The organism is Ruegeria sp. YTSA144, assembly GCF_059610125.1.
The window spans coordinates 305,428-329,465 of record NZ_JBXWNA010000001.1 but is presented as its reverse complement, the minus strand read 5'-3'; the positions used below and the strand labels follow the sequence as shown (position 1 = coordinate 329,465).

General features: G+C 59.5%; 20 protein-coding genes. 9 read left to right on the top strand and 11 right to left on the bottom strand.

Going from position 1 to position 24,038, the window contains the following annotated elements; genetic code table 11:
• Position 1: 1 nt before the first annotated feature.
• Positions 2-3,460 (top strand): transcription-repair coupling factor, encoded by a 3,459-nt coding sequence (gene mfd / locus AC2FF8_RS01685; protein ID WP_496878777.1) that lies wholly within the window; start codon positions 2-4, stop codon positions 3,458-3,460.
• A gap of 146 nt (positions 3,461-3,606) precedes the next feature.
• On the opposite strand, the gene AC2FF8_RS01680 is transcribed toward mfd, so the two are convergent.
• From AC2FF8_RS01680 to AC2FF8_RS01665, 4 genes are all read right to left on the bottom strand, one after another.
• Positions 3,607-5,265: a tetratricopeptide repeat protein gene (locus tag AC2FF8_RS01680; protein WP_496878776.1), complete on the bottom strand. Its 1,659-nt coding sequence runs from the start codon at positions 5,263-5,265 to the stop codon at positions 3,607-3,609.
• A 58-nt stretch (positions 5,266-5,323) separates the two neighbouring features.
• Positions 5,324-6,532, bottom strand: a complete 1,209-nt coding sequence (locus AC2FF8_RS01675; RefSeq protein ID WP_257598817.1) for a multidrug effflux MFS transporter — start codon at positions 6,530-6,532, stop codon at positions 5,324-5,326.
• A gap of 76 nt (positions 6,533-6,608) precedes the next feature.
• Positions 6,609-7,268 (bottom strand): DsbA family oxidoreductase, encoded by a 660-nt coding sequence (locus tag AC2FF8_RS01670; protein ID WP_257598816.1) that lies wholly within the window; start codon positions 7,266-7,268, stop codon positions 6,609-6,611.
• Positions 7,268-8,782 carry a class I adenylate-forming enzyme family protein gene (locus AC2FF8_RS01665; protein WP_496878775.1) on the bottom strand — a complete coding sequence of 505 codons (1,515 nt, stop codon included), beginning with the start codon at positions 8,780-8,782 and terminating at the stop codon, positions 7,268-7,270. Before AC2FF8_RS01665 ends, AC2FF8_RS01670 begins: the two co-directional genes overlap by 1 nt.
• Before the next feature lie 64 nt (positions 8,783-8,846).
• Between AC2FF8_RS01665 and AC2FF8_RS01660 the strand changes: the two genes are divergently transcribed.
• Complete coding sequence (locus AC2FF8_RS01660; RefSeq protein ID WP_170344110.1) at positions 8,847-9,470, top strand: helix-turn-helix domain-containing protein; 624 nt, start codon at positions 8,847-8,849, stop codon at positions 9,468-9,470.
• On the opposite strand, the gene AC2FF8_RS01655 is transcribed toward AC2FF8_RS01660, so the two are convergent.
• Together AC2FF8_RS01655 and AC2FF8_RS01650 are read right to left on the bottom strand one after the other, a co-directional pair.
• On the bottom strand, positions 9,459-9,698 hold the full coding sequence (locus tag AC2FF8_RS01655) for a hypothetical protein (RefSeq protein WP_170344111.1): 240 nt from the start codon (positions 9,696-9,698) through the stop codon (positions 9,459-9,461). The genes AC2FF8_RS01660 and AC2FF8_RS01655 overlap by 12 nt on opposite strands.
• Positions 9,699-10,257: 559 nt before the next feature.
• A complete protein-coding gene (locus AC2FF8_RS01650) occupies positions 10,258-12,075 on the bottom strand; it encodes an extracellular solute-binding protein (protein WP_496878774.1) in 1,818 nt (605 codons plus the stop codon).
• A 298-nt stretch (positions 12,076-12,373) separates the two neighbouring features.
• Between AC2FF8_RS01650 and AC2FF8_RS01645 the strand changes: the two genes are divergently transcribed.
• Complete coding sequence (locus AC2FF8_RS01645) at positions 12,374-13,147, top strand: 3-hydroxybutyrate dehydrogenase (RefSeq protein WP_496878773.1); 774 nt, start codon at positions 12,374-12,376, stop codon at positions 13,145-13,147.
• Positions 13,148-13,211: 64 nt separating this feature from the next.
• Entirely contained in the window at positions 13,212-14,237 is a 1,026-nt protein-coding gene (locus AC2FF8_RS01640) for a patatin-like phospholipase family protein (protein WP_496878772.1), read from the top strand.
• On the opposite strand, the gene AC2FF8_RS01635 is transcribed toward AC2FF8_RS01640, so the two are convergent.
• From AC2FF8_RS01635 to AC2FF8_RS01625, 3 genes are all read right to left on the bottom strand, one after another.
• Positions 14,238-14,915: a DUF502 domain-containing protein gene (locus AC2FF8_RS01635; protein ID WP_117868800.1), complete on the bottom strand. Its 678-nt coding sequence runs from the start codon at positions 14,913-14,915 to the stop codon at positions 14,238-14,240.
• Positions 14,916-14,979: 64 nt separating this feature from the next.
• Positions 14,980-15,891, bottom strand: coding sequence for a pseudouridine-5'-phosphate glycosidase (locus AC2FF8_RS01630; RefSeq protein WP_496878771.1), 912 nt, complete (start codon positions 15,889-15,891; stop codon positions 14,980-14,982).
• The gene (locus AC2FF8_RS01625; RefSeq protein ID WP_496878770.1) at positions 15,888-16,781 is read right to left on the bottom strand and encodes a PfkB family carbohydrate kinase; all 894 of its coding nucleotides are present in this window, start codon (positions 16,779-16,781) and stop codon (positions 15,888-15,890) included. Before AC2FF8_RS01625 ends, AC2FF8_RS01630 begins: the two co-directional genes overlap by 4 nt.
• 171 nt (positions 16,782-16,952) lie before the next feature.
• On the opposite strand from AC2FF8_RS01625, the gene AC2FF8_RS01620 reads away from it, so the two are divergent.
• The gene (locus AC2FF8_RS01620) at positions 16,953-18,095 is read left to right on the top strand and encodes a HupE/UreJ family protein (protein WP_496878769.1); all 1,143 of its coding nucleotides are present in this window, start codon (positions 16,953-16,955) and stop codon (positions 18,093-18,095) included.
• Here AC2FF8_RS01620 and AC2FF8_RS01615 read toward each other — a convergent pair.
• On the bottom strand, positions 18,092-18,712 hold the full coding sequence (locus tag AC2FF8_RS01615; protein WP_480684188.1) for a thiamine phosphate synthase: 621 nt from the start codon (positions 18,710-18,712) through the stop codon (positions 18,092-18,094). The two genes, AC2FF8_RS01620 and AC2FF8_RS01615, sit on opposite strands and share 4 nt — an antisense overlap.
• A 155-nt stretch (positions 18,713-18,867) precedes the next feature.
• On the opposite strand from AC2FF8_RS01615, the gene AC2FF8_RS01610 reads away from it, so the two are divergent.
• From AC2FF8_RS01610 to AC2FF8_RS01595, 4 genes are read left to right on the top strand one after another with little or no spacing between them, the layout of a single operon-like run.
• Positions 18,868-19,611 carry an RNA methyltransferase gene (locus AC2FF8_RS01610; protein WP_170344120.1) on the top strand — a complete coding sequence of 248 codons (744 nt, stop codon included), beginning with the start codon at positions 18,868-18,870 and terminating at the stop codon, positions 19,609-19,611.
• Positions 19,612-19,670: 59 nt separating this feature from the next.
• Entirely contained in the window at positions 19,671-20,819 is a 1,149-nt protein-coding gene (gene ctaA, locus AC2FF8_RS01605) for a heme A synthase (RefSeq protein ID WP_496878768.1), read from the top strand.
• A gap of 1 nt (position 20,820) precedes the next feature.
• Positions 20,821-22,290, top strand: a complete 1,470-nt coding sequence (locus AC2FF8_RS01600) for a carboxypeptidase M32 (RefSeq protein ID WP_496878767.1) — start codon at positions 20,821-20,823, stop codon at positions 22,288-22,290.
• A 53-nt stretch (positions 22,291-22,343) separates the two neighbouring features.
• Complete coding sequence (locus tag AC2FF8_RS01595) at positions 22,344-23,189, top strand: CE1 family esterase (protein ID WP_496878766.1); 846 nt, start codon at positions 22,344-22,346, stop codon at positions 23,187-23,189.
• A gap of 156 nt (positions 23,190-23,345) precedes the next feature.
• Here the strand turns inward: AC2FF8_RS01595 and trhA are convergent, their stop codons facing one another.
• A complete protein-coding gene (trhA, locus tag AC2FF8_RS01590; RefSeq protein WP_257598804.1) occupies positions 23,346-24,008 on the bottom strand; it encodes a PAQR family membrane homeostasis protein TrhA in 663 nt (220 codons plus the stop codon).
• Positions 24,009-24,038 lie beyond the last annotated feature (30 nt).

Sequence of the window (24,038 nt, the reverse complement as noted above, 5' to 3'; positions counted from 1 at the left end):
GATGAAGGCTCCGAACCACGTGACAGTTGGCGGCGCCCCCGAAGGGTTTGACGCGCAGCTTGTGCTGAACGAAATCGCCCGCAGCAACGGGCCGGTGGCCCATGTCGCGCGAGATGACAAGCGGATGGAGGCGATGCGCGCCGCGCTGGCTTTCTTTGCCCCCGACATGCCGGTCTTCGTGTTTCCGGGCTGGGATTGTCTGCCCTATGACCGGGTGTCCCCCAATGCGGATATCTCGGCGGCCCGCGTTGCCACGCTGGCGGCGCTGGTTCACCAGATGCCGCAGAAATTCGTGTTGTTGACAACATTGAATGCGGCTACCCAACGCGTCCCGGCGCGAGACGTGTTGCGCGAGGCGGCGTTTACCGCCCGCGTCGATCAGCGCATTGACGAGACCGCGCTGCGCAACTTCCTGGTGCGCATGGGCTTCACGCAAAGCCCCACCGTGATGGAGCCGGGCGATTATGCCATTCGCGGCGGTATCATCGACATCTTCCCTCCGGGTGAATCGGGCCCCGTCCGTCTGGACCTGTTCGGAGATGTACTGGACGGCGCGCGCCGTTTTGATCCCGTGTCTCAGCGCACGACCGAAAAGCTGGACGTGGTCGAACTTGCTCCGGTGTCCGAGGTCATTCTGGATGATGCGGCTATCACGCGGTTCCGACAGAACTATCGGATCGAATTCGGCGCTGCCGGAACCGATGATCCGCTTTACGAGGCGGTAAGCGCCGGTCGCAAACACCAGGGCGTCGAACATTGGCTGCCCTTCTTCCACGAGAAGCTTGAAACGTTGTTTGATTATCTGCCGGATGCCACGATCACTGTCGATGATCAGGTTACACCGGCCAGACTGGCCCGATGGGAGACGATTGCCGATCAATATGAGACCCGGCGTCTGGCGCTGGAAAACCGATCCCGTATGGATACGGTCTACAAACCCACTCCTCCGGGGCTGCTGTATCTGGATGATGCCGCGTGGGAGGCGGCCGTCGGGGATCGGCGTGTCATGCAGTTCAGCCCCTTGCCGCAGGCGTCGGGCCCGGGTGTCATCGATGCGGGCGGGCGGATCGGGCGCAACTTTGCCCCCGAACGCCAGCAGGAAAGCATCAGCCTGTTCGGTGCTTTGGCCAGCCACATCACCGCCAGGCTCGACAAAGGTCCGGTGCTGATCGCCTCCTATTCGGAAGGTGCGCGCGAACGTCTGACCGGCCTGATCGAGGATGAAGGTCTGGCCGAAGCGATTCCGATAACAAATGGCACGCGTATCGGAAAGCGCGGCCTGCATCTTGCCGTCTGGGCGCTGGAGCACGGTTTTGAGACCCCCGACCTGACGGTGATCGCCGAACAGGATGTTCTGGGCGACAGGCTGATCCGCCAACCCAAGAAGCGCCGCAAGGCCGAGAATTTCCTGACCGAGACCCAATCCCTCAGCCCCGGTGATCTGGTGGTGCATGTGGATCACGGGATCGGTCGTTACATGGGAATGGAGGTCGTCACGGCCGCCGGAGCCGCCCATGAATGCCTGCTGCTGGAATATGCCGAGCAGGCAAAGCTGTACCTGCCGGTCGAAAACATCGAACTGCTGTCGAAATACGGCCATGACGAAGGGCTTTTGGATCGACTTGGCGGCGGCGCCTGGCAGGCCAAGAAGGCCAAGCTGAAAGAACGCATCCGCGAGATGGCCGACAAGCTGATCCGCATCGCGGCGGAACGTGCCTTGCGTAAAGCTCCCGTGATGGACCCTCCGCCGCACGCGTGGGAGGAGTTCAGCGCCCGTTTCCCTTATCAGGAAACCGACGACCAGTTGAGGGCGATCTCGGATGTAATGGAGGATATGCACTCGGGCGCGCCGATGGACCGGCTGATCTGTGGTGACGTCGGCTTTGGCAAGACCGAGGTGGCGATGCGCGCCGCCTTTGTCGCTGCCATGTCCGGCGTGCAGGTTGCGGTCGTGGCTCCGACAACATTGCTGGCCCGCCAGCATGCCGCAAGCTTCAGGGAACGGTTCCGCGGTTTTCCTCTGGAGGTTCGGCAATTGTCGCGCTTTGTCTCGGCGAAAGAGGCCCAGAAAACCCGCGAAGGTTTGGCCCGCGGTACGGTGGATATCGTGATCGGGACCCATGCGCTGCTGGCCAAGAACATAAGGTTTCACAATCTGGGTCTGCTGGTCATCGACGAAGAACAGCATTTCGGTGTGGGGCATAAGGAACGGCTGAAGCAACTGCGCTCGGACATCCATGTTCTTACCCTGACCGCAACCCCGATTCCGCGAACCTTGCAATTGTCGCTGACCGGAGTGCGCGATCTGTCGATCATTGGCACCCCGCCTATCGACCGTCTGGCGATCAGAACCTATGTCAGCGAATTCGACGCGGTCACGATCCGAGAAGCGCTGCTGCGTGAACACTATCGCGGCGGGCAGAGTTTCTACGTCGTCCCTCGCATCTCGGACCTGCCCGAGATTGAGGAGTTCCTGAAAAGCCAACTGCCGGAACTGTCCTATGTGGTCGCACATGGCCAGATGGCGGCGGGTGAACTCGATGACCGTATGAACGCGTTTTATGACGGTAAGTATGATGTGTTGCTGGCCACGACCATTGTGGAAAGCGGATTGGACATTCCAACGGCGAACACGATGGTCGTGCACCGCGCCGATATGTTCGGTCTTGCGCAGCTCTACCAGATCCGGGGCCGGGTGGGGCGGTCCAAAACCCGCGCCTATGCCTACCTGACCACCAGACCACGGCAGAAGCTGACCGCCACTGCCGAGAAACGCCTGCGGGTTCTGGGCTCTCTGGACACGTTGGGCGCCGGGTTCACTTTGGCCTCGCAGGATTTGGACATCCGAGGCGCGGGCAATCTACTGGGCGAAGAACAGTCCGGTCAGATGCGCGATGTAGGCTATGAACTCTACCAGTCCATGCTGGAAGAGGCGATCGCCAAGATCAAAGCGGGTGAGATGGAGGGGCTGTCGGATGCTGATGACCAGTGGGCCCCGCAGATCAATCTGGGCGTGCCGGTTCTGATTCCCGAGGACTACGTGCCCGATCTGGATGTTCGTCTGGGCCTCTATCGGCGCCTGTCATCGCTGTCGACCAAGGTGGAACTGGAAGGTTTTGCCGCAGAGTTGATCGACCGTTTCGGCAAACTGCCGAAAGAGGTTAACACTCTGATGCTGGTCGTGCGCATCAAGGCCATGTGTAAACGGGCGGGCATTGCCAAGCTGGACGGAGGCCCGAAAGGCGCGACGATCCAGTTCCACAATGACAAGTTCGCATCCCCTCAGGGGTTGGTCGAGTTCATTCAGAACCAGCGCGGCATGGCCAAGGTCAAGGATAACAAGATCGTCGTGCGCCGGGATTGGAAGAAAGACAGCGACAAGATCAAAGGGGCCTTTGCGATTGCCCGTGACCTTGCTGAAAAGGTGGTCGCGGAAAAGAAGAAGACCAAGGCTGGCTGATAGGCAAGATGGGGCTCTGCCCCCGCCGCGCGTTCCGCGCATCTCCCCCGGGATATTTGCGGCCAGATGAAGTAACGGACCCCGGCTTCATCTGGCCAAAAATATCCCCGCCGGAGGCATCGCGCGGCAGCGCGATTCTTCGCACATTATTCACGCATTGCAGCCTGCGCACAGAAACAGGACGCCGCAACCGCCCGATCTGCCCGGGCCAGAGCCAGATCCAGGCGTTGTTTGACCTGTAGGATTTCAACATCTTCCCCGCGGGCTTTGAGGCAATCGTACAGCCCCTTCAGGCTCCACACGTTGTCGGGATGGATCGAAGCGCGGCTGAGCGAACCGCCAAGGCCAAGATCTTCGCGATAGACAGCCTCTGCTTCTGCCGCATGACCTTGTTCGAACAGCAATGCGCCAAGCGCGTGGCGGGTGGGCTGCATCCAGCCCCAGGGCTCGTCATAGGGCAGGGTGTCGTCCAGTTCGACCGAGCGGCGCAGATGGGCAAAAGCGATCTCGAAATTGCCCTTTCGGTACTCGATCTCACCGCGCAGCATCTCCCGCGCGATTTCCAGCAGGTCGATCACACGATTGTTGTGCAGCCTGCGCGTTTCCGGAACGCATTCCCTGGCTGCGAGAAACAGGTTCTCTTCCGCTTCGGCATGGACAACATCACCGGTTGCGGCATGTGCGATGGCGCGGGCGTAGTGGGTCGTGGCCGTCAGGGTGCGGTAGAGATCCGGATCGGAGGGCAGCTCCAGCGCCTTGGCCTCTTCCCAGCGGCCAAAGCGGATCAGGATGTGCGGCCCCATGGACATGTAGCTTTCGAAGTAATCCGCCATGGGGGGGCTTTCGATGCGAAGCATTTCTTCGGGCGTCGTTTCCCACAAACCCTGATTGGCGCGCAGGGCAGGTTCGATCTGCCCCAGAAACAGCGCGCCGTAGATGGCGAAGTGATAGTTGTGTTGGCGGTAGCCGGTGTAGATATTGAACGCGCCTTCGCGTTCGTAATACTTCAGATCCGCATCCGAGGCTTTTTCGTTCCAATGCACCACGTTGTGGTAGTGGCCGCACAGCACGTCGATATGCGTCGGCATATGCACCAGGTGCCCCGCATCGGGCACCAATGTGCGCAGGACATCACCGGCTTTCAGGGCTTTTTCCGGCGTGGGCGACATCTCCATCAGGTGAACATAAAGGTGCAGCAGGCCGGGATGAGACATGGCGGCCGGATCGTTGGACAGGGCCCATTCCAACGCCCCTTGCGCTTCAAGCGTCGCAGCGCCATCTGCCGGTTGGCCTGTTTGCAGGTCCCACATTTTCCAGGGCGTCAGGTTCAAAAGCGCCTCGACGTAGATGGTGCGCAGGTCCGCATGATCGGGGTGCGCGGCGAACGCCGCGCGCATTGCTTCGGCAAACTCGTGATCCCACCGGTGCATGTCCTCTGCCGGATCCCGCTGCGGGTATCGCGCTGGAAGGGCTCGGATCAGAGCTTGCTCGACAGGCGTACAGCGGTCCGCCAATCGAAGGGCGTTTTGCATGGCATCATAAGCCAGCGCCAGCGCCTTGCTGCGTCCCTGCTTGTCCTGCAAGTCCCATGGCAGGTTGTAATTTGGCCCGGCTGCATAGGCGACGCCCCAGTATGCCATGGCGCATTGGGGGTCATGTTCGACTGCGCGCTGGAAACAAACCACGGCTTCTTCGTGATTGTACCCATAGGTCCAGTTCAGGCCGCGGTCGAACCACAGTTGAGCCTCGGGAACGGAGGTCGTTACCGGACAGGAATAGCTGCCCAGATCATAGTATTCACGCATCAGAAGCCCTCCGCTCGGTTCAGGTCGAGAGTAGCGCGTTTCTGACGAGTCGCACAGATCAGGCTGGCAGGCGTTCTTCAACGCGGCCCATATGCAGCATAAGCCCGAAGGCCAGAATGCACATGCTCAGGATGCCGAAGGTCAAAGGCGTGATCGAACCGTCGAACAACAGCCCGATCGGTGCGGCGATGGCGGCGGCCAGCACCGTCGAAATCGATCCGATGACCGAGGCTGCCATTCCGGCAATATGCCCCATCGGCTCCATCGCGATGGCGTTCAGGTTGCCCATCGTCACGCCGGCCATGAAAAACACCATGGTTTGCCAGAACACGAACAGCGCAAATGAAGCGTCCGGCGAAAGGTGCATGGTGTTGAGCGTCATGACAAAAGCGGTGATCAGGATTTGCCCCCCCAGCGCCCATGTCACCATCCGGCGCATGCCCACACGCACCACTAGTGCCGCGTTCAGCAAACTGGCCGACCCGGACATCAGCGCCACGAACCCGAACCAGAACGGAAAACTTTCGGCGCGGTCATGGATTACGTCATATACGGGCTGAACCATTGTCAGCATGGTGAACAGCACCCCCATGCACAGGGTCTGAACCATGATCGAAAGGCGCACGGTCGGATGGGAAAACATTTCCTTCGCGGCCGAGAACATCAGCGGAATGCGGAAGGGACGGCGGTTTTCCCGGGCCAGAGATTCCGGCAAGCGAACACCCATCCAGGAAATGATGACCAACGCAAACAGAATGAAAGACACGAAGATCCCGCGCCAGCCAAACAGGGCGATCACACCGGCGCCCAACATCGGTGCCGCTGCGGGTACCAACGTGAAAATCATCATCGCAATCGAGATGATTCGCGCCATTTCGCGGCCCGAATACAGGTCGCGAATGATCGCCATGGCCACCACGCGCGGACCTGCGGCGCCCAGGCCCTGAACCACACGCGCAATCAAGACCAGTTCCAGTGAAGAACTGGCCCACGCAACCGCTGAGGCTGCAATGTATAGGGCCGCGCCGCCGTAAATGACCGGCTTGCGTCCCAGCGCATCCGAAAGAGGGCCGGTGAAAAACGTGCCGATCCCCATGCCCAATACAAATGACGTCAGGATCAGTTGGGCACGGTTAACGTCATCGGGGCTGAGCTGCGCGCCGATCTCGGGCAGCGCAGGCAGCATTGAATCGATCGAAAAGGCGATGGTGGCGAACATCATTGCAATCAGTGCGATGAATTCCGCCTTCGACATGCGATTGGCCATGAAGCACTCCTAACCCGTTCGCGCTATCACGGCGGGTCGGCATAGGCCAGACTGGAAAATTGCACAGACCTCTGTGCTATTCTGCAGGGGAAGCCTCAAGTTGAGACATGATTTCAGCGATCACTTTCTCCCACATTTCAGGAGGTTGGGCGCCGGGAACTGCGTGTTGATTGGCGACGATGAAGGTCGGGACCGAACTGACGCCCATTTTGCGGGAATGAGCATCGCGGTTGCGGATTTCCTCGCGGTCGGCGTCTGATTTCAGCAGCTTCATGACCACGGCTGCGTCCATTCCGGTGCTGTCTGCGATGTCGGCCAGCACCTCGTGGTCGCCGATGTCGCGACCCTGTACGAAATAGGCGTCGAACAGCGCATCCACCACCTCGTTCTGCTTGCCTTCGATGCCAGCCCAATGGATCAGGCGATGGGCGTCCAGCGTGTTGGGGGTACGTTCCATGGCCTCGAAGTTGATGTTCAGACCTGCCTTTTCGGCCTGTTCCACCACCGGCGCATAGGCGCGAACCGCGCCGTCCTTGCCGCCGAACTTGCGCTCGAGATACTCGCGCCGATCCATTCCCGCATCCGGCATGTCAGGGTTCAACTGGAACGGATGCCATTCAATGACAAAGGGGTGGTCGGGCGCGTTGGCCAGTGCCTTGTCCAGTTGAGTCTTGCCGATATAGCACCACGGGCAGATCGGATCGGACAGGATGTCGAGCTTGACGGTCTGGGTCATTATGTTGGTGCCTCGAAATAGGCCGGCAGCGCCCGGCGCAGGAGTTTGCCGTTTCCGCCGATCGGCAGGGCAGGCAGATGGATGAAGGCGCGGGGTTGTTTGTACCGCGCCAGGTTGGCTTCGACATAGGCGCGCAAGGCCGCATCGTCCAGCTTTTCCGGGCCTGTGTAGAAGGCCGCAATCACAAATGTGTCCGGTTTGACCTCGACTGCCGCTGCGCCGACTTGGGTGATGCCCGGAAAGCGGGACAGGGCGGCTTCGACCTCGACCGGGGACACGCGATAGCCACCCGCGTTCATCATGTCGTCGTCGCGGCCCAGATAGCTGATCTGGCCATCCACTGCCATGGCCCCCTGATCGCCAGTCAGAAACCATTCACCCTGCATCCGCGTTTCAACGTCCTCGGGTGCGTTAAGATAGGTCAACATCAACCCGGGGTCAGACCGGTGAATGGCGATGGTGCCTTCCTGCCCCTGTGGAACCGGACCGTCCGGACCAAGGATCGCTACACGACGCCCGGGTTGCGGCTGTCCCAATGCGTCGCCGCGCGCAGGATGATCCGGGCTGGAGGAAATGAAGGTAGAGCATTCGGACATGCCGTAGGCTTCGAACAGCTCGGTGCGGGTGGCGTTCAGCCACTGTTCGTGCAGGGCGCGCGACAGTTTCTCACCCGCGCACAATCCGTGGCGCAGGTCTGGCAGTTCCAACCGATTGCGCCCTTGCACCAACTTGCGAAAGACCCCCGGGGCCGCAGCAAAGATCGTTGCGCTATGCTGGCGCAGCAAGGCAGGCAAAGCAGTGATTTCGGTGCCGGGTTCCGGGATCAGGGCGGTTGCCCCCATGGTCCATGGATCCATCAGGCCGGTGCCCAGCGTATAGGTCCAGTTGAAAGCCCCCGCGTGACACAGCCGGTCGGTCTCGCGCAGACCATACCAGCCATCGACCATCATCTGCCGCGCCCAGATTGCCCGATGGGCATGGGCCACGGCCCGAGGCTTGCCCGAAGTTCCAGAGGTGTAGACGACATAGGCCATACGTTCCGGATCGCCCATGTCAAAATCTGCCGGGGGCAGGTTTCGCATCGCTTTCAACGCGTCCAGCCCGATCTGCCTGGAATGCAAGGCGCAGGCAACGCCCGGATCACGCAGAATGGCCGCCGGAGAAAGCTCGTCGATCATTTTGGCGGTTTCGGGTTCCGTCAGCTGCGACGATGTCGGCACCGGTACGATACCCACGGCAATTGCCGCCAGATAGGCAATCGGGAAATCCACCGTGTTTCCCAACCGCATCAGGGCAATATCACCGGGTTTCAACCCGGCCCGCAGCAACCCCGCGCCGGTGCCCAGCACGGCTGCTTTCAGATCGCGATAGGTCCAGTCCTGCCCGCCATTCGGGCGCAATACCGACAAGGCCACTTTGTCCGGCGCGTGATCGGCGCGGCCAAGAACATGAGCCGCCAGATTGAATGGCGCGGGGCAGGGTGCGGGCGACCCCTGATCGAAGATTGACAACATGGCCTCTGGCTATCGCGCCGCCTGTCGCGTTGCAAGCGTGGCTGGCCGGGCCTATAGAAGGGTCATGAGCACTCAAGATCCCAAATCTCTGATCCGAATTGCCCGCGACTCTGGCGCCCATACCGAAGTCGAACCGTTGGACCTTGGCGCACGTGTGCGAGAGCTGCGCAAAGCGCGGGAATGGACATTGGAACAGGCGGCCAGTCAGGCCGGATTGGCACGTTCGACCCTCAGCAAGATTGAAAACGGGCAGATGTCGCCGACCTACGACGCGCTCAAGAAGCTTGCGACCGGGCTGGAGATTTCTGTGCCGCAACTGTTCACGCCGCCCCAGCGCGATCAGGTGATCGGACGCATGGCGATCACCCGTGTGGGCGACGGCACGGCCCATGCCACCACAACCTATGAACACGAGCTGCTGGCCGAAACCCTGACCAAGAAACAAATGCTGCCCTATCGTGCGCGGGTCCGTGCAAGATCAATGGATGAATTTGACGGCTGGGTGCGCCATGACGGTGAAGAATTCATGTATGTGCTGACCGGTGTCGTCAAGCTTTACACCGAGTTTTACGAGCCGGTTGAGATGCGCAGAGGGGACAGTGCGTATTACGACGGCAGCATGGGCCACAACGTGATTTCCGTCAGTGACGAAGACGCGACGATCCTTTGGGTCACATCACTTGCCTAAAGCGGTTCGGCTGAATTCCCGGTTCAGCCCTTCGGTGAACAGGAAATCTTCGACCTCTTCATGCGCCTCGTTCATCGTAAGTTGGTGACGTTCGGCCAAATAGGCTTCAAACCCTTTTCGATCCTTCAACACGCGCATCATGTCCTTGTCACGCAGGTTCGGGAACCGCCGCTTTGCGCGTTCGCATGCCGCATTCCAGTCGTTCGTAAGATCGGTCCAGTTCATCATCAATGAGCTTCCCTTAGCAACGATTAGGACTGCTCTCCCCCGATACCAGAGTACGGATAGGGTGCCGCAGGGTAAGACATGACAAAATGTCGCAGCGCTGGACCACGCTTTTTCGAGGGGGATTTGTGCCCGCTGCGAAGTTTCCGCAACGGGCCGACGGGCCTACATTTGGTGTGAGTGGTGGCGGGCCCGTTTGTTCTTTGGTTTCCAGCGTCAGATTGTCCGGGCAGTCCGGGATCTTGGGCTGTCTCCGGCTGTTTCTGACGGCTAAATATGCCGTTTATATACAGATTTTTATGGATGAGTAAAACTGTTCGAGGGCGTTTCCTGCGGGATCACCCGGTGATGATGGTGTTGGCAGCACTTTATGGCGGTTTGTGTGCGATCAAACGATATCTTGAATGACGTGGCAATGTGCTGAATTTTGCCGACTGATGGAAACTTTCTGACCGGAGATTGTACGGAACAGGTGGAGCTTCGAGCCTCCGACGTTCGGAATGCCCGCTTGGAAGGACCAGCCGGGATCACATATCCATCGGCTGGCCTGTGGATCACGCCTCTATCGGGCGTCGTACCACCACACTTCTGGCATGTATTGCGGACCGTCGCCATAGATGGGCAGGGTTTTCGGGTGCTTCAGTTCTTTGACATGCGCAATGCGTCCGATGTCAAAGCTCCAGATCGGGATGACATAGCGGCCTGCTGTCAGTACCCGGTCCAGCGCATGGGTGGCGGCGGTAAAGTCCTCGCGGGTTTTTGAGGCCAGCATGGCATCGATCATGGCATCAACTGCGGGCGAGGATACGCCCATCAGGTTGCGTGTGCCGGGGGCATCAGCAGTTTCGCTGCCCCAATAAAGACGCTGTTCGTTGCCAGGAGACAGAGAAAGCGCCCGGCGGAACGTCGTGACGTCAAAGTCCAGTTCAGACGTGCGCCCGACATATTGGGCATTGTCGACCTGTTCCGTCGTGACCTGGATGCCAAGACGTTCCAGCGCGCGGGAATAGATCTCGACCACGGTTGCCATCTCGCTGTCGCCCTGTTGCAGCAGGAAAGTCACCTGAAAGGCATCACCATTTCCGTTGCGCAGTACGCCGTCCTGAACGGTCCAGCCTGCCTCGCTCAAAAGCTTGGTGGCCTTGCGAAGGTTTGCCCTGTTCCGGGCCGATCCGTCCCCCTTCGGCAGTTCATACCCTTCCAGCGTGCCGGGCAACAGGATGTCAGCGTAAGGAAGCAACAGGTCTTTTACCTGCCCCCGGGCCGGGCCGGGCTGCATGGCAAGGTCGGACCCCGAGAAATAAGACGTGATCCTTGGTTGGGCGCCACCGGTTATCGTGTCGTTGATGAACTCGAAGTTGAAGGCAAGCATCAGCGCTTCGCGCACGCGCCAGTCGTCGAACGGAGCCTTTCGTGTGTTCATCACGAACCCGGTCATTCCCGACGGTTTTCCATGCGGAATTTCAGTCTTGATGACGTCGCCGCGCTGCACGGCGGGAAAGTTGTATTGCGTGTCCCATTTGTCGGCATTGAATTCACGAACGGCCGACAACTCTCCGGCTTTGAAAGCTTCGAACAAGACGCTGCCGTCGCCGTAGAATTCGATCCGCAACTCATCAAGGTTCATGGTGCCGCGGCGAAACGGAATGTCGGTCCCCCAATAGTCCGAATTGCGTCGCAGATTCACAAAGCGCCCCGCTTCGTAGCTTTCGATCACATAGGGGCCGGTTCCAATCGGCACATCATGCAGTTGTGCATCCGCGAAATCCTTGCCCTCCCATTGCGCCTTTTTCAGGATCGGGCGCATCCCGGCCAGCAGCGCAAGCTCTCGGTCGGGTTCATTGAACGTGATCCGTACCGAACGCGGGCCGGTTTGTTCGATACTGTCGATCTTGCCCCAAAGCCCGCGATAGCGCAGATGCCCCTGGGTGCCCAAAGTCTCGTAAGACCAGATCACATCATCGACCGTGACCGGGCTGCCGTCGGAAAAACGCGCCTCCTCCCGCAGGGTGAATTCGACCCACGACCGGTCTGGATCGGTCTCAACTGATTCGGCTAACAGCCCGTAAAGTGTGAAAGGTTCGTCCCAGGATCGCCCCATCAGGCTTTCATGGGTCCAGAAAGGCAACTGCCATGGCGCGGTGCCTTTTTGCAAAAACGGGTTCAGGCTGTTAAAGCCGCCCGTGTTTCCGAACACGGCTTTGCCGCCTTTGGGCGCATCCGGGTTGGCGTATGGGAGAGACACAAAATCCGGTGGTAGGGCCGGGTCCCCATACATAGCTATGCCATGAGACGATTCTGCATGGGCGACGGAGATCACGAAAATGCTGGCGATTCCCGCCAAAAGGGATCGAAACGGACGGAGAAAATCCGGGCTCATTTTGGAAACAATCCTGCTCTGGCCTTATTTTGTTGGTGTTCACCGTAGTGATGATTTTTCTTATTATCAAACTTTTAGCTTGGACCAAGGCGCAGAATTGCTTATAAAGGTTGCACTGCTCGATAGGTTTCTTGCCTGTATGAAACCTGCCTCAATAACTTAACGCCCGCTTCGTGCGGGCGTTTTTTTGTGCGTCGCGAAGTCTCAGGCCGGGATTCCAATCTGAAGTGTTTCCCCGTTTTCTTTGCAGGTGCAGCATGGCATGGTGCGCCTGATCAACGCTTGAGGGAGAATGGACATGAGCCTGTCCGGCAAAACGGCAATCATCACGGGATCAAATTCGGGCATCGGGCTGGGCGTCGCGCGCGAGCTGGCCAAGGCCGGTGCCGATGTGGTTCTGAATTCCTTTACCGATCGCGATGAAGATCACGCGCTGGCCGCCGAAATTGCGAAAGAGACCGGAACCAATGCGCGCTACATCAAGGCCGACATGTCCAAGGGCGAGGAGTGCCGATCCTTGATCGAACAGGCGGGGTCTTGTGACATTCTGGTGAACAATGCCGGGATTCAGCATGTCGCACCGATCGACAAATTCCCGGTAGACAAATGGGACGCGATTATCGCAATCAACATGAACTCGGCCTTTCACACCACGGCGGCCGCGTTGCCGATGATGCGCAAGGCGGGTTGGGGACGGGTGGTGAACATCGCCTCGGCCCACGGTCTGACGGCATCCCCTTACAAGGCGGCATATGTTGCGGCCAAACACGGCGTGGTGGGAATGACCAAGACCGTAGCGCTGGAAACCGCGCAGGAGCCGATCACCTGCAACGCCATCTGCCCGGGATATGTGCTGACGCCGCTGGTCGAGTCGCAGATCCCCGATACGATGAAAGAATACAACATGAGCCGTGAGGACGTTGTGAAGAACATTCTATTGGAACGGCAACCGTCCAAGGAGTTCGCCACCGTCGAGCAACTGGGTGGAACGACTGTCTTTCTGTGCTCGGACGCGGCGGCTCAGATCACCGGAACCACGATTTCCGTCGATGGCGGCTGGACAGCGCTTTGAGGTTTCGTGGGGGCGCTGCCCCCACACCCCCGGAGTATTTTGAAAAAGATGAAGGGGTTGCGGTATGAAGCGGATCAATCTGGCTTTGCAGGGAGGTGGGGCGCATGGGGCGTTCACCTGGGGTGTGCTTGATCGTCTTTTGGACGAGGAAGACATCGAGGTCGCTGCCATCACAGGAACTTCCGCAGGGGCGCTGAACGGTGCGGCCTACAAATCTGGTATGGTTCATTCCGGGCGCGAAGGCGCGCGGGCGCGCCTGGATGGGTTGTGGACGCGCATGGGCGCTATTGGCGACATGCGTTTTGCCAACTGGTTTCGCGGCCTGGAACCGGCGGCCATCGCGCAGGCGGTGGAATATTCTGTGCCGTTTTCGATCGGGGATGCGTGGTCGCGGATGGTGTCGCCCTATGCGTACGGACCGTTCTACAGCAACCCCTTGAAGCCGGTGGTGGACAGGTTCAATTTTGACGAGATATGCGCGGAAGAAGGCCCGCGCCTGTTTGTGTGCGCCACTTGCGTACGCAGCGGCAAGATCCGCGTCTTTACCGGAGACGAGATCAGCACGGATGCTATTCTGGCCTCGGCCTGTTTGCCGACCCTGTTCAAGGCGGTCGAGATTTTTGACCCGAAGACAAACCGGACCGAAGCTTATTGGGACGGCGGGTATACCGGCAATCCGGCTCTCTATCCTCTGTTCAACGATGATTTGCCGGATGACGTGGTGATCGTGAACATCAATCCGCTGGAGCGCGACGAAGTTCCGGTCACACCGCAGCAAATCCAGAATCGGATCAACGAGATCAGCTTCAACTCATCCCTGTTTCGCGAGTTGCGGGCGATCAGCTTTGTCCAACGGTTGCTGAAAGAGGGCAAGCTGACCTCCGGAGAGATGAGCCGCGTTCTGGTCCACATGATTGCAGATAACGAGTTGATGAACAGCCTGTCTGTTGCAACCAAGACCGTGCCCAATCCGGTCATTCTGCATAAGCTGAAACAGGCCGGACGGGACGCCACGGACGGTTTTCTTGCCAAACACAAGGATGATTTGGGGCAGACCAGCACAATTGATCTGCCTGCGATGTTCAGCTGATCACTCGGGCGGCTGGGTCGGATCTTTTCCATTCGGATAGACAAGCCCCGCCGAAATCACCAGTTTTGCTGCGTCTTCGATGCTCATATCCAGCAAGATCACGTCTTCCGCGGGGAAGAACAACAGAAACCCCGACGTCGGGTTGGGCGTCGTGGGTACGAATACGCTCAGCAGCTCTCCGCCGGTTTCGGCACGTTCGCTTACCTCACCCTTGGCGCTGGTTGAGACAAAGCCGATGGCCCAGATCCCGCGACGCGGGTACTGGATCAGGCAGGCTTTTTCAAAAGAACGCTCAGTCTGGGCAAACACCGTTTCCGAAATCTGTTTGATCCCGGAATAGACAGAGCGCACGACGGGCATCCGGTCAACAACGCTTTCGGCGAAGTGGATCAGGGATCGGCCCAGAATACCCTTGGCGATCCAGCCGACCAGAATGGTGAAGATCAGGAAGATGACCACGCCCACACCGCGCAGGTTGATGCCCACGTACTGTTCTGGCTGGAACTGGTGTGGCACCAGTGGAAGAACCGCGCTATCGATCCAGCCGACCACCGACCAGATCAGCCAGACCGTCAACCAGACAGGCGCAATGACCACGACGCCCGTCAGAAAGGACGCGCGCAGCCGTGAAAGCATGCCTGGGCGGCGGTGAGGTTCTTCGTCGAACGGTGTATTCATGGTGGTTCCGAATGGTTCACGGAATTAGGTAGTCAATCCACGGCCTTGGTACAATAGGTTAACGTCACCTCTGTTTGACCAGCGCTTGCGCGATCTTTGCCGCCAACCGCGCATTGTTTCGAACAAGGGCGATGTTGGCGACCAAGGACCGGCCTTCGGTCTTTTCAAAGATCCGTTGCAGCAGATAGGGGGTCACGGCTTTGCCGGTGATACGATGGGCGTCCGCATCTGACTGAGCCTCGGCGATGATAGGGGCCAGTTCCTCGGACGGGATCTGGTCAGCGGCCGGGATCGGATTTGCCACCAACTGCCCGCCGGGCAGACCCAGCGCGCGGCGGGTGGAGTGGGCTTTGGCGATGGCGTCGGCACTGTCCATGCGAAGGGGTGCGACTAAGGGCGACTTTGCCGACCAGAACGCAGGAAACTCGTCCTGACCATGTGCGATCACAGGCACGCCCAGCGTTTCCAGAACCTCAAGCGTTTTGGCGAGGTCCAGGATGGCTTTCGCCCCGGCTGCGACGACAGTCACCGGAGTATGCCCAAGCTCGTGCAGATCGGCAGAGATGTCGAAGGTGGTCTCGGCCCCCTGATGCACGCCGCCGATACCGCCGGTGGCAAAAACCTCGATCCCGGCATAATGGGCGGCGATCATCGTGGCCGCAACGGTGGTGGCCCCGGTGCCCCCGGTCGAGATGCACGCTGCCATGTCCGCGCGCGAGATCTTGGCGACACCCTGGGCCTGGCCCAGCCATTGCAGCTGATCCTGCTCCAGCCCCACATGCAATCTGCCTTCAATCACGGCCATGGTCGCCGGAACCGCACCCGCATCGCGGATGTCCTGTTCGACCTGTGCCGCGACTTCGATGTTCTGCGGGTAGGGCATCCCATGGGTGATGATGGTGCTTTCCAGCGCAACGATGGGCAGGCCCGCGTCCTTGGCGGCGCTGACCTCGTCTGAGTATTGAATGTCGATCACAGTGGGGTTTCTCCGGAAACGTAGGTTGCAGCGGCGTGCAGGGCGCGGGCCAGAGCCTCGTCACTGGATGCACCGCGGGATTCTGAGGCGATATGGGCCGCCATGAAGGTATCCCCGGCACCGGTCACGCGGGTGACCAGAACGGCAGGGGGTTTTTGCGTCAGGATTTCTGTCGCGCTGCCGATGGTTGCCGAATTGCCGCCATCGGTGACCAGAACGCGCAGCGCGCCGCGATCCAGAAGGCCTTTCGCGGCGGATTCGGAATCAGGGAATTCGCGCTGGCACAGGATGCCAGCCTCTTCGAGGTTCACATAGAGCGTGGCACGGGCGTGTTTCAGGAAGGGCAGCAGACGTTCGGCCTTGCCGGGCGAGGCCGGGGCCACGCGCAGATCAGCACGGGCAAAAGCAGGGCTTTGGGCAATTTCTTCCAGCAGGTCCAGTGTCAGATTGCCATCCAGTGCGATCGGGCCCTCAAACGGTGCGTTCTCATAGCCCAAAGGCCCGTGCATCAAGGGGCGCAGTATCTTTGCGCCTGCGGCCTCCAGCGAATGCGCGTCGGCAATCGCCGCGATCAACCCGTTCGCACCTTCGACGGCCATATAGCGGTCAGTCGGCAAATCCTGCGACCGATAGATGTGATCCGTCACCATGCCGAGGCGCGAACAGGCATGGACAAGCTCGTCGCCTTCGGGATCGCGGCCAATGGCGGTCAGCAGGGTGGGTGTCATGCCGAACCGAACCAGTGTCATGGCGATGTTCATCGCAACGCCGCCGGGCAGGCGGGTGATCCGGCCCGGCACGTCCGAGCCCTGTCGCATGGCGCTGGCCGATCGGCCGATCACGTCCCAAAGGACCGAGCCGATGCACAGGATATTGGTGTTCTGAGTCATAGGGGACGTCATGCCGCAGCAGTGTTGCCCGTGCAAGCCGGAACGTCTTCGCAACAAGAGATTCCCGACCGGCCTGGGCCGAAATCGCCTTTGGGCTTGCGATCCGAGGCCTTCGCGGGAACAATCAAATGCAATGATTGGTGATTTTGTTTTCCTGTTGGAGCGTTTCGTATGAATGGCCCTGTCTTCCGTGCCATCCGCCGAGCCCTCAATACCTGCGCCCTGAGTTTTTTCGTTCTTCTGACCTTGCATCCGGGATCCGTAAAGGCGCAAACGGCCCCGCCGACGGTCATTGATTTCTGGGTCAAGGATGACACTCTGTTTCTTGAGGTGAAACTGAACGCCGAGGCTATGCTGGCCGGTGCCGATCCGACACAACCCGACGCTTATTCCGGCAATTCACAGTATCGATCTCTGCGACGATTGGTGTCGTCGGAACTGGAACCTCAGATCAGGAATTTTGTTCAGGTCTGGAAGCAGAACTTTGTTGTCGAAGCACCTGATCGCCTGGACCTGTCTTATGAAGGTGTGCGTATTCCCGTGGTGGGAGATGTGGAAAAAGTGCGTGTTTCCAAATTGTTGTTGACCGCTCATTTGTCGGATCAGGCATCGAACCTGCGCCTGACCTGGCCGCTGCACAGCGGGTCGGTCGTGCTTCGTCAGCAAAACGTTGTGGCCCCGTATACAGGGTTTCTGACGGCCGGAGAAATCAGCCCGTTGATCCCGTTGCAGGGCGGGGCGTCGCTGACGACCGAGCAGACATTGCAGACGTATTTCGCAAAGGGGATCAGCCGATTTGTTCAAAGCCCCCTCAAGCCATCCATCCTTGTTCTGACACTCGTGATGCTGACGCTGAGCCTGCGGCCTGTGATGTCTCAGGTGGCGTTTTTGGCAGCAGGAGTTTTTATCGGGCTCGGGTTGGGCATGTACGGCGTGCTGGACGTACCAGAAAACATGCAGGATCAGGCCTTGGTGGCTGCGATCATCATTCTGGCGCTATGGAACCTGGTGGCCCGGCACTTGCAGGTCTGGCGCCTGTTGGCTGTGCTTGCCGCAGGCAGTCTTCACGGGGTGATATTGGCTACGGCTCTGACTGGGATCGGGGTGCCGCCCGATCATCTGGCCCCGGCTGTTTTTGGGTTTGGCGTCGGAAATATAATGCCGATTGTCTTCGTGGCTGTTCTGGCCTTTGCCTGCGCGCTTTTGGTTGCAGGCGGGTCACACAGAACACGAGGCCGGATTTCGGTTCTGGCCTCGATTCTGATCGCCGGGATCGGCGTGTATTGGATGGCTGAACCCTGGTTGCTGGCTTAAGAGATCGCCGCCAGCAGCCTGTTCAGCGCACCCAGCGGGTCGTCACCGCCCCAGATCTCGTCGCCGATACCAAAGAAATCGGTGCAGGGGGCCAGATCACCGATCAGTTCAGGCGTCAGGCCGCCTTCGGCCACGACCGGAACTTCGATCATCTCGGACCACCATTGGAACAGATCCTTTTCGGCGCGGGTTCCGTCGCCCAACGTGGCAGTGCCTACGGGGCCGAAGGCCACATAATCCGCGCCGTGTTCGCCCGCCGTCATGCCGTCATGGCTGGACGCGCCGCAGAAGCTTCCGACGATCGCGTCCGCGCCCAGTTCCTTGCGCGCGGCACGGACCGAGCGCGCGCCGTCATCCAGATGCACCCCGTCCAGCCCCAGACGTTGCGCCAGCAGCACGTGGTTCGAGATAACGATGGCCACGTCGCGGGCGTGGGCCACCTCGCGGCAGGCATCAGCAGCACGGGCGATGGTATCTTCGTCGTTGCCAGCCAGCGCCAGGCGGATGCAGGCGATCTCGGCCCCGTCCAGAACCGAGGCCAGTTTGGAGGGGAACGTGCTCAGCTCGATCGTCGGAGGCGTGATCAGGTAAATCTGCGGCTGCTCGGGGGTGTCCATGGGCGCGTCCTTCGGGTTTCAGTCTTTGGCGCGGTTTAGCGGATTGCGGCGGGGAAGCAAACTTTTATGGCTGAGGCCGCGCAAATAACACCCCCAACGCCTTGCCCTGCAAGTGCCTGCCGATTACAGCAGGCCAAGTTTTCATAAGGTGAACCATGCCCAGCGACAAATCCCAGCCTTCCTTCGTGCTTGTTCGCCCGCAGATGGGTGAGAATATCGGTGCCGCAGCCCGGGCGATGTGGAATTTTGGGCTGGACCGGATGCGCATCGTGGCGCCCCGTGACGGCTGGCCGAACCCCAAGGCGGTGGCGATGTCCAGCGGTGCGGGCCGGTTGCTGGACGAAGCGCAGCTGTTTGACGATCTGGCCGGATCGCTGGCCGACAGCACTTTTGTCTTCGCCACCACTGCACGGCAGCGCGGGCTGACAAAACCCGTCTACAGCCCCGAGCGCGCCATGCAGATCGCCGCTGAAAAGGTCGCGGCGGGCGAAAAGGTTGCGGTTCTGTTCGGCCCCGAACGCGCGGGGTTGGAGAACGAAGACATCGCCAAGGCAAACGCAATCATCTCGGTGCCTGTGAACCCGGAATACGCGTCGCTGAACCTGGGCCAATGCGTCTTGCTGACCGCTTACGAGTGGATGCGCCAGACCGGCGACGTGGTGCATGAATCCACCGATCTGGGCAAGGGCGACTGGGCCACGGGGATCGAAGTCGAAAAACTGGTCGAGCACTACGAGGACCGGCTGGAAGAGGCCGGGTTCTTCTACCCCCCAGAAAAGGCCGAGGGCATGAAGATCAACCTGCGCAACCTGTGGTCGCGGATGCGGATGACGCGGGCCGACGTGCAGATGCTGCACGGGATCATGCGGCAGATGGTCCGCTGGAAAGACAAAGGCTGAGGCTGGACCTATCTTCCACCACACCCTAGCTTGCGACGAAATCAGGACATGAGGACAGCATGAGCGGTAAGCGCAGCATCTTCGAAGAGGTCTCGGACACGGAAAAACAACAGGCGGTTCAACCCGGTATGATCGACCGGGGGCGTGGCGGCGCGCGCAAGGCAATCCGTGCCTGGCTGATGATACTGTTTGCGCTGGTCGTCGTGATGATCGCAGTCGGCGGCCTGACGCGTCTGACTGACAGCGGTCTTTCGATCACCGAATGGCGCCCGATCACCGGAGCGGTTCCACCGATGTCCGAGGCCGACTGGCAGGCCGAGTTCGACAAGTACAAGCAGATCGACCAGTGGCGCATTCAGAACCAGTGGATGCAGCTGAGCGACTTCAAAACCATCTACTGGTGGGAATGGGGGCATCGCCAACTGGGCCGCTTGATCGGGCTGGTCTGGGCCGCCGGTTTTCTGGGTTTTCTCGTGGCCCGCAAGATACCCACGGGTTGGACAGGCAAGCTGCTGATCCCCGGCCTTATGGGCGGTGTGCAGGGTGCTGTCGGCTGGTGGATGGTCGCTTCGGGCGTGACGCAGGGCGAGGGGATGACCGCCGTCGCCAGCTATCGCCTGGCCACCCATCTGGGACTGGCCTTCGTAATTCTCGGGTTCCTCGCTTGGTATATTTTCGAGCTCGGCCGGGAAGAACGTGACCTGATGCAGGCGCGTCGCATGAAGGAAGCGAAACTGTTCTCGCTGTCCACGGGCCTGATGCATTTCGCCTTTTTGCAAATACTCATTGGCGCGCTTGTCGCCGGGATCGACGCCGGACGGTCTTATACCGACTGGCCGCTGATCGGCGGGCAGCTGCTGCCGCCGGACGCCACCGCACTTGAACCGATGTGGCGCAATTTCTTCGAAAGCCCGGGGCTGGTACAGTTCATCCACCGCTGCGTGGGCTATGCCTTGTTCGCCTTTGGCATCTTCGTCTGGCGCCGCGGCAGCAGCAGCGCGCATCCTCAGACGCGCTTCGCCGTCAATGCGGCTTTTGCGGCCCTGTCGGTGCAGGTTGTCGTCGGTATCGTAACCGTCGTCTACGGAGCGCCCTGGCAGATCGCCATCTTCCACCAGTTCATGGCCGTCGTTGTCTGGACCCTGATCCTGCGCGCGCGGTTCCTGACTGCATATCCAATCGCAACATCTGTGCGCGGAGCAAAATAACATGACCGCTTTCGATGAACTGATGGCTTTTCAGCGTGACACCTCGGCATTGGGCCAGATTGCCGGTCGGCTTGGCTGGGATCAGGAAACCGTCATGCCGCGCGGGTCCGCACCTCAACGTGCCGAAGAAATGGCCGCTATCGAGGCGGTCCTTCATGCGCGTCGTGCAGATCCACGCGTGGCAGAGTGGCTGGATCAGGCCGCCCCACAGGATGAAGTCGGTAAGGCGCAGCTTCGGGAAATCCGGCGCGCCTATGATCGGGCGGTCAAGGTGCCTGCCGATCTGGCTACGGCGATTGCCCGAATTACGTCCGCCGCACAGGGAACATGGGCTCAGGCGCGCGCGGATGAAGATGTCTCGGCGTTCCTTCCGGTGCTGGAAGAGGTCGTATCGCTGAAGCGTCAGGAAGGTGAGGCGCTGGCACAGGGCGGAGACGTCTATGACGCCATGGTCGAGGATTATGAACCCTATACGACCGGCGCTCAGATCGCGGCCATTTTCGATGAGATGCGTCCACGTCTGGTGGCCTTGCGCGCGGCTGTTCTGGACCGCCCGGAACCTGCCGCGCTGAGCGGCAGCTTTGATGAGCTGATCCAGATGCAGCTTGCGCAAAAACTGGCGATTACCTTCGGCTATGACCTGAACAACGGCCGTGTGGACAAGGCGGTTCATCCGTTCAGCTCGGGTTCGGGTCTGGATGTGCGCATCACCACGCGAACCAGCGAAACGGACCCGTTCAACTGCTTTTATTCCACCATTCACGAGGTCGGCCACGCCGCTTACGAACAGGGGATCGACCGCGACTACCTGCTGACGCCACTGGGGCGTGGCGTATCCATGGGTGTGCATGAAAGCCAAAGTCGGATCTATGAAAACCAGCTTGGCCGTTCGCGTGCGTTTACGGGCTGGTTGTTCGATCAGATGAAAGACGCATTCGGCGATTTCGGAATTGCCGATGCAGACGCGTTCTATGCCACCGTCAACCGGGTTCACAACGGCTATATCCGCACCGAAGCCGATGAAGTGCAATACAATCTGCACATCATGCTTCGCTTCGATCTTGAGTGCGCTTTGATGGCCGGAGACTTGCAGGTCAACGAACTTGAGGCGGCCTGGAATGACCGCTTCAAGGCTGACTTCGGTTATGCGGTCGACAAACCGTCGAACGGCTGCTTGCAGGATGTGCACTGGTCGGTCGGGCTGTTCGGGTACTTCCCGACCTATTCGCTGGGCAATGTCTATGCAGGATGTCTGTATCAGGCCCTGCGAGCGGCGGTGCCGGGGCTGGATGCCCAACTGGCAGACGGCGACACATCCGGCGCAACTGCTTGGCTGCGCGAACACGTCCAGCAGCACGGCGGGCTTTATGCCCCGCGCGAGATTATCCGACGGGCAAGCGGCATTGAGCCGGGTCCCGAACCTTTGCTGGGATATCTGGAACAGAAATTCAGCGCGATATATGGGCTGTGAAAGCACGGAGCGGCAACTGAACGGTAAGGCTCATTGCTCTTTGCATTGCAGCAATGGCTTTGGTTTTGGCACTCAAACCAGCGCGACCTGCGGAGAGCTTTTCACATCTGTACCGAGCACAGGAATGTGGCGGCGTGGGTGCCCCATGTATGGTTTCCGGACGGCAATACAGTGTATTGATTCCGAAGGGCGAAGGACCATTTCCGGCCGTGATCTTTCTTCATGGATCGCGCGGAACGGGGCAGCGGGTGATTCAGAGTGCATTTCTTGTCAAGCCGATACTGGAGCGCGGGTATGCCATCGTCGCTCCGACCGCGCTGGAAATTGAATACCAAAACGGCCCGGGCACAGGGTGGGTTTGGAACGACGCATATTATGGCCGGGATGATTTTGAGTTCATTGCCAATATGCTTGAGGACGTGTTAGCTCGATTCCCCGTTGATCCGGCGCAGATCGTAACCACTGGCCATTCCCGAGGCGGATCGTTCGCTTGGTATCTTGCCTGTGCAGATATTGACCCACGTTTAAAAGCCTTCGCCCCTATTGCTGGAACACCGGTGCGTGGCCAGCCTGGGGATTGTGCTTCAGCGGACTTCGATTTCGATATGTTCTATAGCCATGGTCATGACGACACGGTTATTCCTTTCGCCGGTTCCGGGTCTTCGTGGTCCGATCCGGGATATATGGGTGCAGTTGAGGCTACGTTAAGGCTCGCATCTTCAGCAGGCTGCCAAAAGGGTGAAGTTGTTGAGACAGATAGCCATGATCAGCGCGTTCTGAGCGATTGTGATAGCGGTTCGACCATTTCGGTTATCGGCTATGAGGCCGGGCATGGCGTTCCAAGTGGCTGGAGCGATCTGATGCTTGACTGGTTTGAGACGGTGAATGCTTTGGAATAGGGGGCTTCCAACGCAAAACTGGTCTGGTGGATATGGAGAGGTGGACGCGGGACATGCCGCGCAATTTGTCTTCGGCTTCACGCGGAACCCTTTATTGGGCGACGCCAATTTTCGTTTTGCGCAAACTTTTTCCCTGACAAAAACGAACAGGTTATCCTAAACGACCTGAACCAGTTCGATTCGGGCCGCGACCGCCGCAAAGAACAATACGCTGCCCAGCAGCACAAATACGTGCCAGATCGTGTTGTGGAACGGCAGCCAGTCCAGCAGGTAGAAGGCGACCCCGGCCGTGTACACGAGCCCTCCGGCAATCATCAGCGTGACGATTGTGGGGGACAGGTCAGCCAACATGGATTGCCCGGCCCAGACCACCGCCCAACCCATCAATAGGTATAACGCAAGCCCGAACCAACGGAACCGGTTTGGGTCCAGCATCTTGAGAACCGACCCAAGCGTCGCCGAAGACCACAATCCGAGTAGCAGCCCCGGGGGCTGAGCACCGGACAACAGAAGAAACGGCGTATAGGTCCCAGCGATCTTGACGTAGATGCCAGAATGATCGAGGCGCTGCAGAAACCCGCGCCATTCCTCGTTTTCGACCATGTTGTACAAGGCGGAAAACGTGAGCATGAGTATCAGCGTCACCCCGTAAACCGAGGCACCCAGAACCGCAGATTGATCATACCGGTAATAGATGGTCATTGTGATCAGCAGGGGTACGGCAACCAACGCACTTGAGACACCGAGCACATGGACCACACCGTCGCTGATCCGTTCCGTGCGACTGTAAGCTGGTCGGATATGCGCAAAAGACCACATATGAAAAGGCTAGGCGGCAGAATGGCTTCG

Excerpts from the sequence above, each read along its gene's own strand:
- AC2FF8_RS01675 (WP_257598817.1), bottom strand. The coding sequence starts at position 6,532 with ATGGCCAATCGCATGTCGAAGGCGGAATTCATCGCACTGATTGCAATG.
- AC2FF8_RS01625 (WP_496878770.1), bottom strand. The coding sequence starts at position 16,781 with ATGACTCAGAACACCAATATCCTGTGCATCGGCTCGGTCCTTTGGGAC.
- AC2FF8_RS01665 (WP_496878775.1), bottom strand. The coding sequence starts at position 8,782 with ATGTTGTCAATCTTCGATCAGGGGTCGCCCGCACCCTGCCCCGCGCCA.
- AC2FF8_RS01680 (WP_496878776.1), bottom strand. The coding sequence starts at position 5,265 with ATGCGTGAATACTATGATCTGGGCAGCTATTCCTGTCCGGTAACGACC.
- AC2FF8_RS01620 (WP_496878769.1), top strand. The coding sequence starts at position 16,953 with ATGAATGGCCCTGTCTTCCGTGCCATCCGCCGAGCCCTCAATACCTGC.
- AC2FF8_RS01650 (WP_496878774.1), bottom strand. The coding sequence starts at position 12,075 with ATGAGCCCGGATTTTCTCCGTCCGTTTCGATCCCTTTTGGCGGGAATC.
- AC2FF8_RS01635 (WP_117868800.1), bottom strand. The coding sequence starts at position 14,915 with ATGAATACACCGTTCGACGAAGAACCTCACCGCCGCCCAGGCATGCTT.
- AC2FF8_RS01615 (WP_480684188.1), bottom strand. The coding sequence starts at position 18,712 with ATGGACACCCCCGAGCAGCCGCAGATTTACCTGATCACGCCTCCGACG.
- AC2FF8_RS01600 (WP_496878767.1), top strand. The coding sequence starts at position 20,821 with ATGACCGCTTTCGATGAACTGATGGCTTTTCAGCGTGACACCTCGGCA.
- AC2FF8_RS01645 (WP_496878773.1), top strand. The coding sequence starts at position 12,374 with ATGAGCCTGTCCGGCAAAACGGCAATCATCACGGGATCAAATTCGGGC.
- trhA (WP_257598804.1), bottom strand. The coding sequence starts at position 24,008 with ATGTGGTCTTTTGCGCATATCCGACCAGCTTACAGTCGCACGGAACGG.
- AC2FF8_RS01640 (WP_496878772.1), top strand. The coding sequence starts at position 13,212 with ATGAAGCGGATCAATCTGGCTTTGCAGGGAGGTGGGGCGCATGGGGCG.
- AC2FF8_RS01660 (WP_170344110.1), top strand. The coding sequence starts at position 8,847 with ATGAGCACTCAAGATCCCAAATCTCTGATCCGAATTGCCCGCGACTCT.
- AC2FF8_RS01610 (WP_170344120.1), top strand. The coding sequence starts at position 18,868 with ATGCCCAGCGACAAATCCCAGCCTTCCTTCGTGCTTGTTCGCCCGCAG.
- ctaA (WP_496878768.1), top strand. The coding sequence starts at position 19,671 with ATGAGCGGTAAGCGCAGCATCTTCGAAGAGGTCTCGGACACGGAAAAA.
- AC2FF8_RS01595 (WP_496878766.1), top strand. The coding sequence starts at position 22,344 with ATGGCTTTGGTTTTGGCACTCAAACCAGCGCGACCTGCGGAGAGCTTT.
- AC2FF8_RS01670 (WP_257598816.1), bottom strand. The coding sequence starts at position 7,268 with ATGACCCAGACCGTCAAGCTCGACATCCTGTCCGATCCGATCTGCCCG.
- mfd (WP_496878777.1), top strand. The coding sequence starts at position 2 with ATGAAGGCTCCGAACCACGTGACAGTTGGCGGCGCCCCCGAAGGGTTT.
- AC2FF8_RS01655 (WP_170344111.1), bottom strand. The coding sequence starts at position 9,698 with ATGATGAACTGGACCGATCTTACGAACGACTGGAATGCGGCATGCGAA.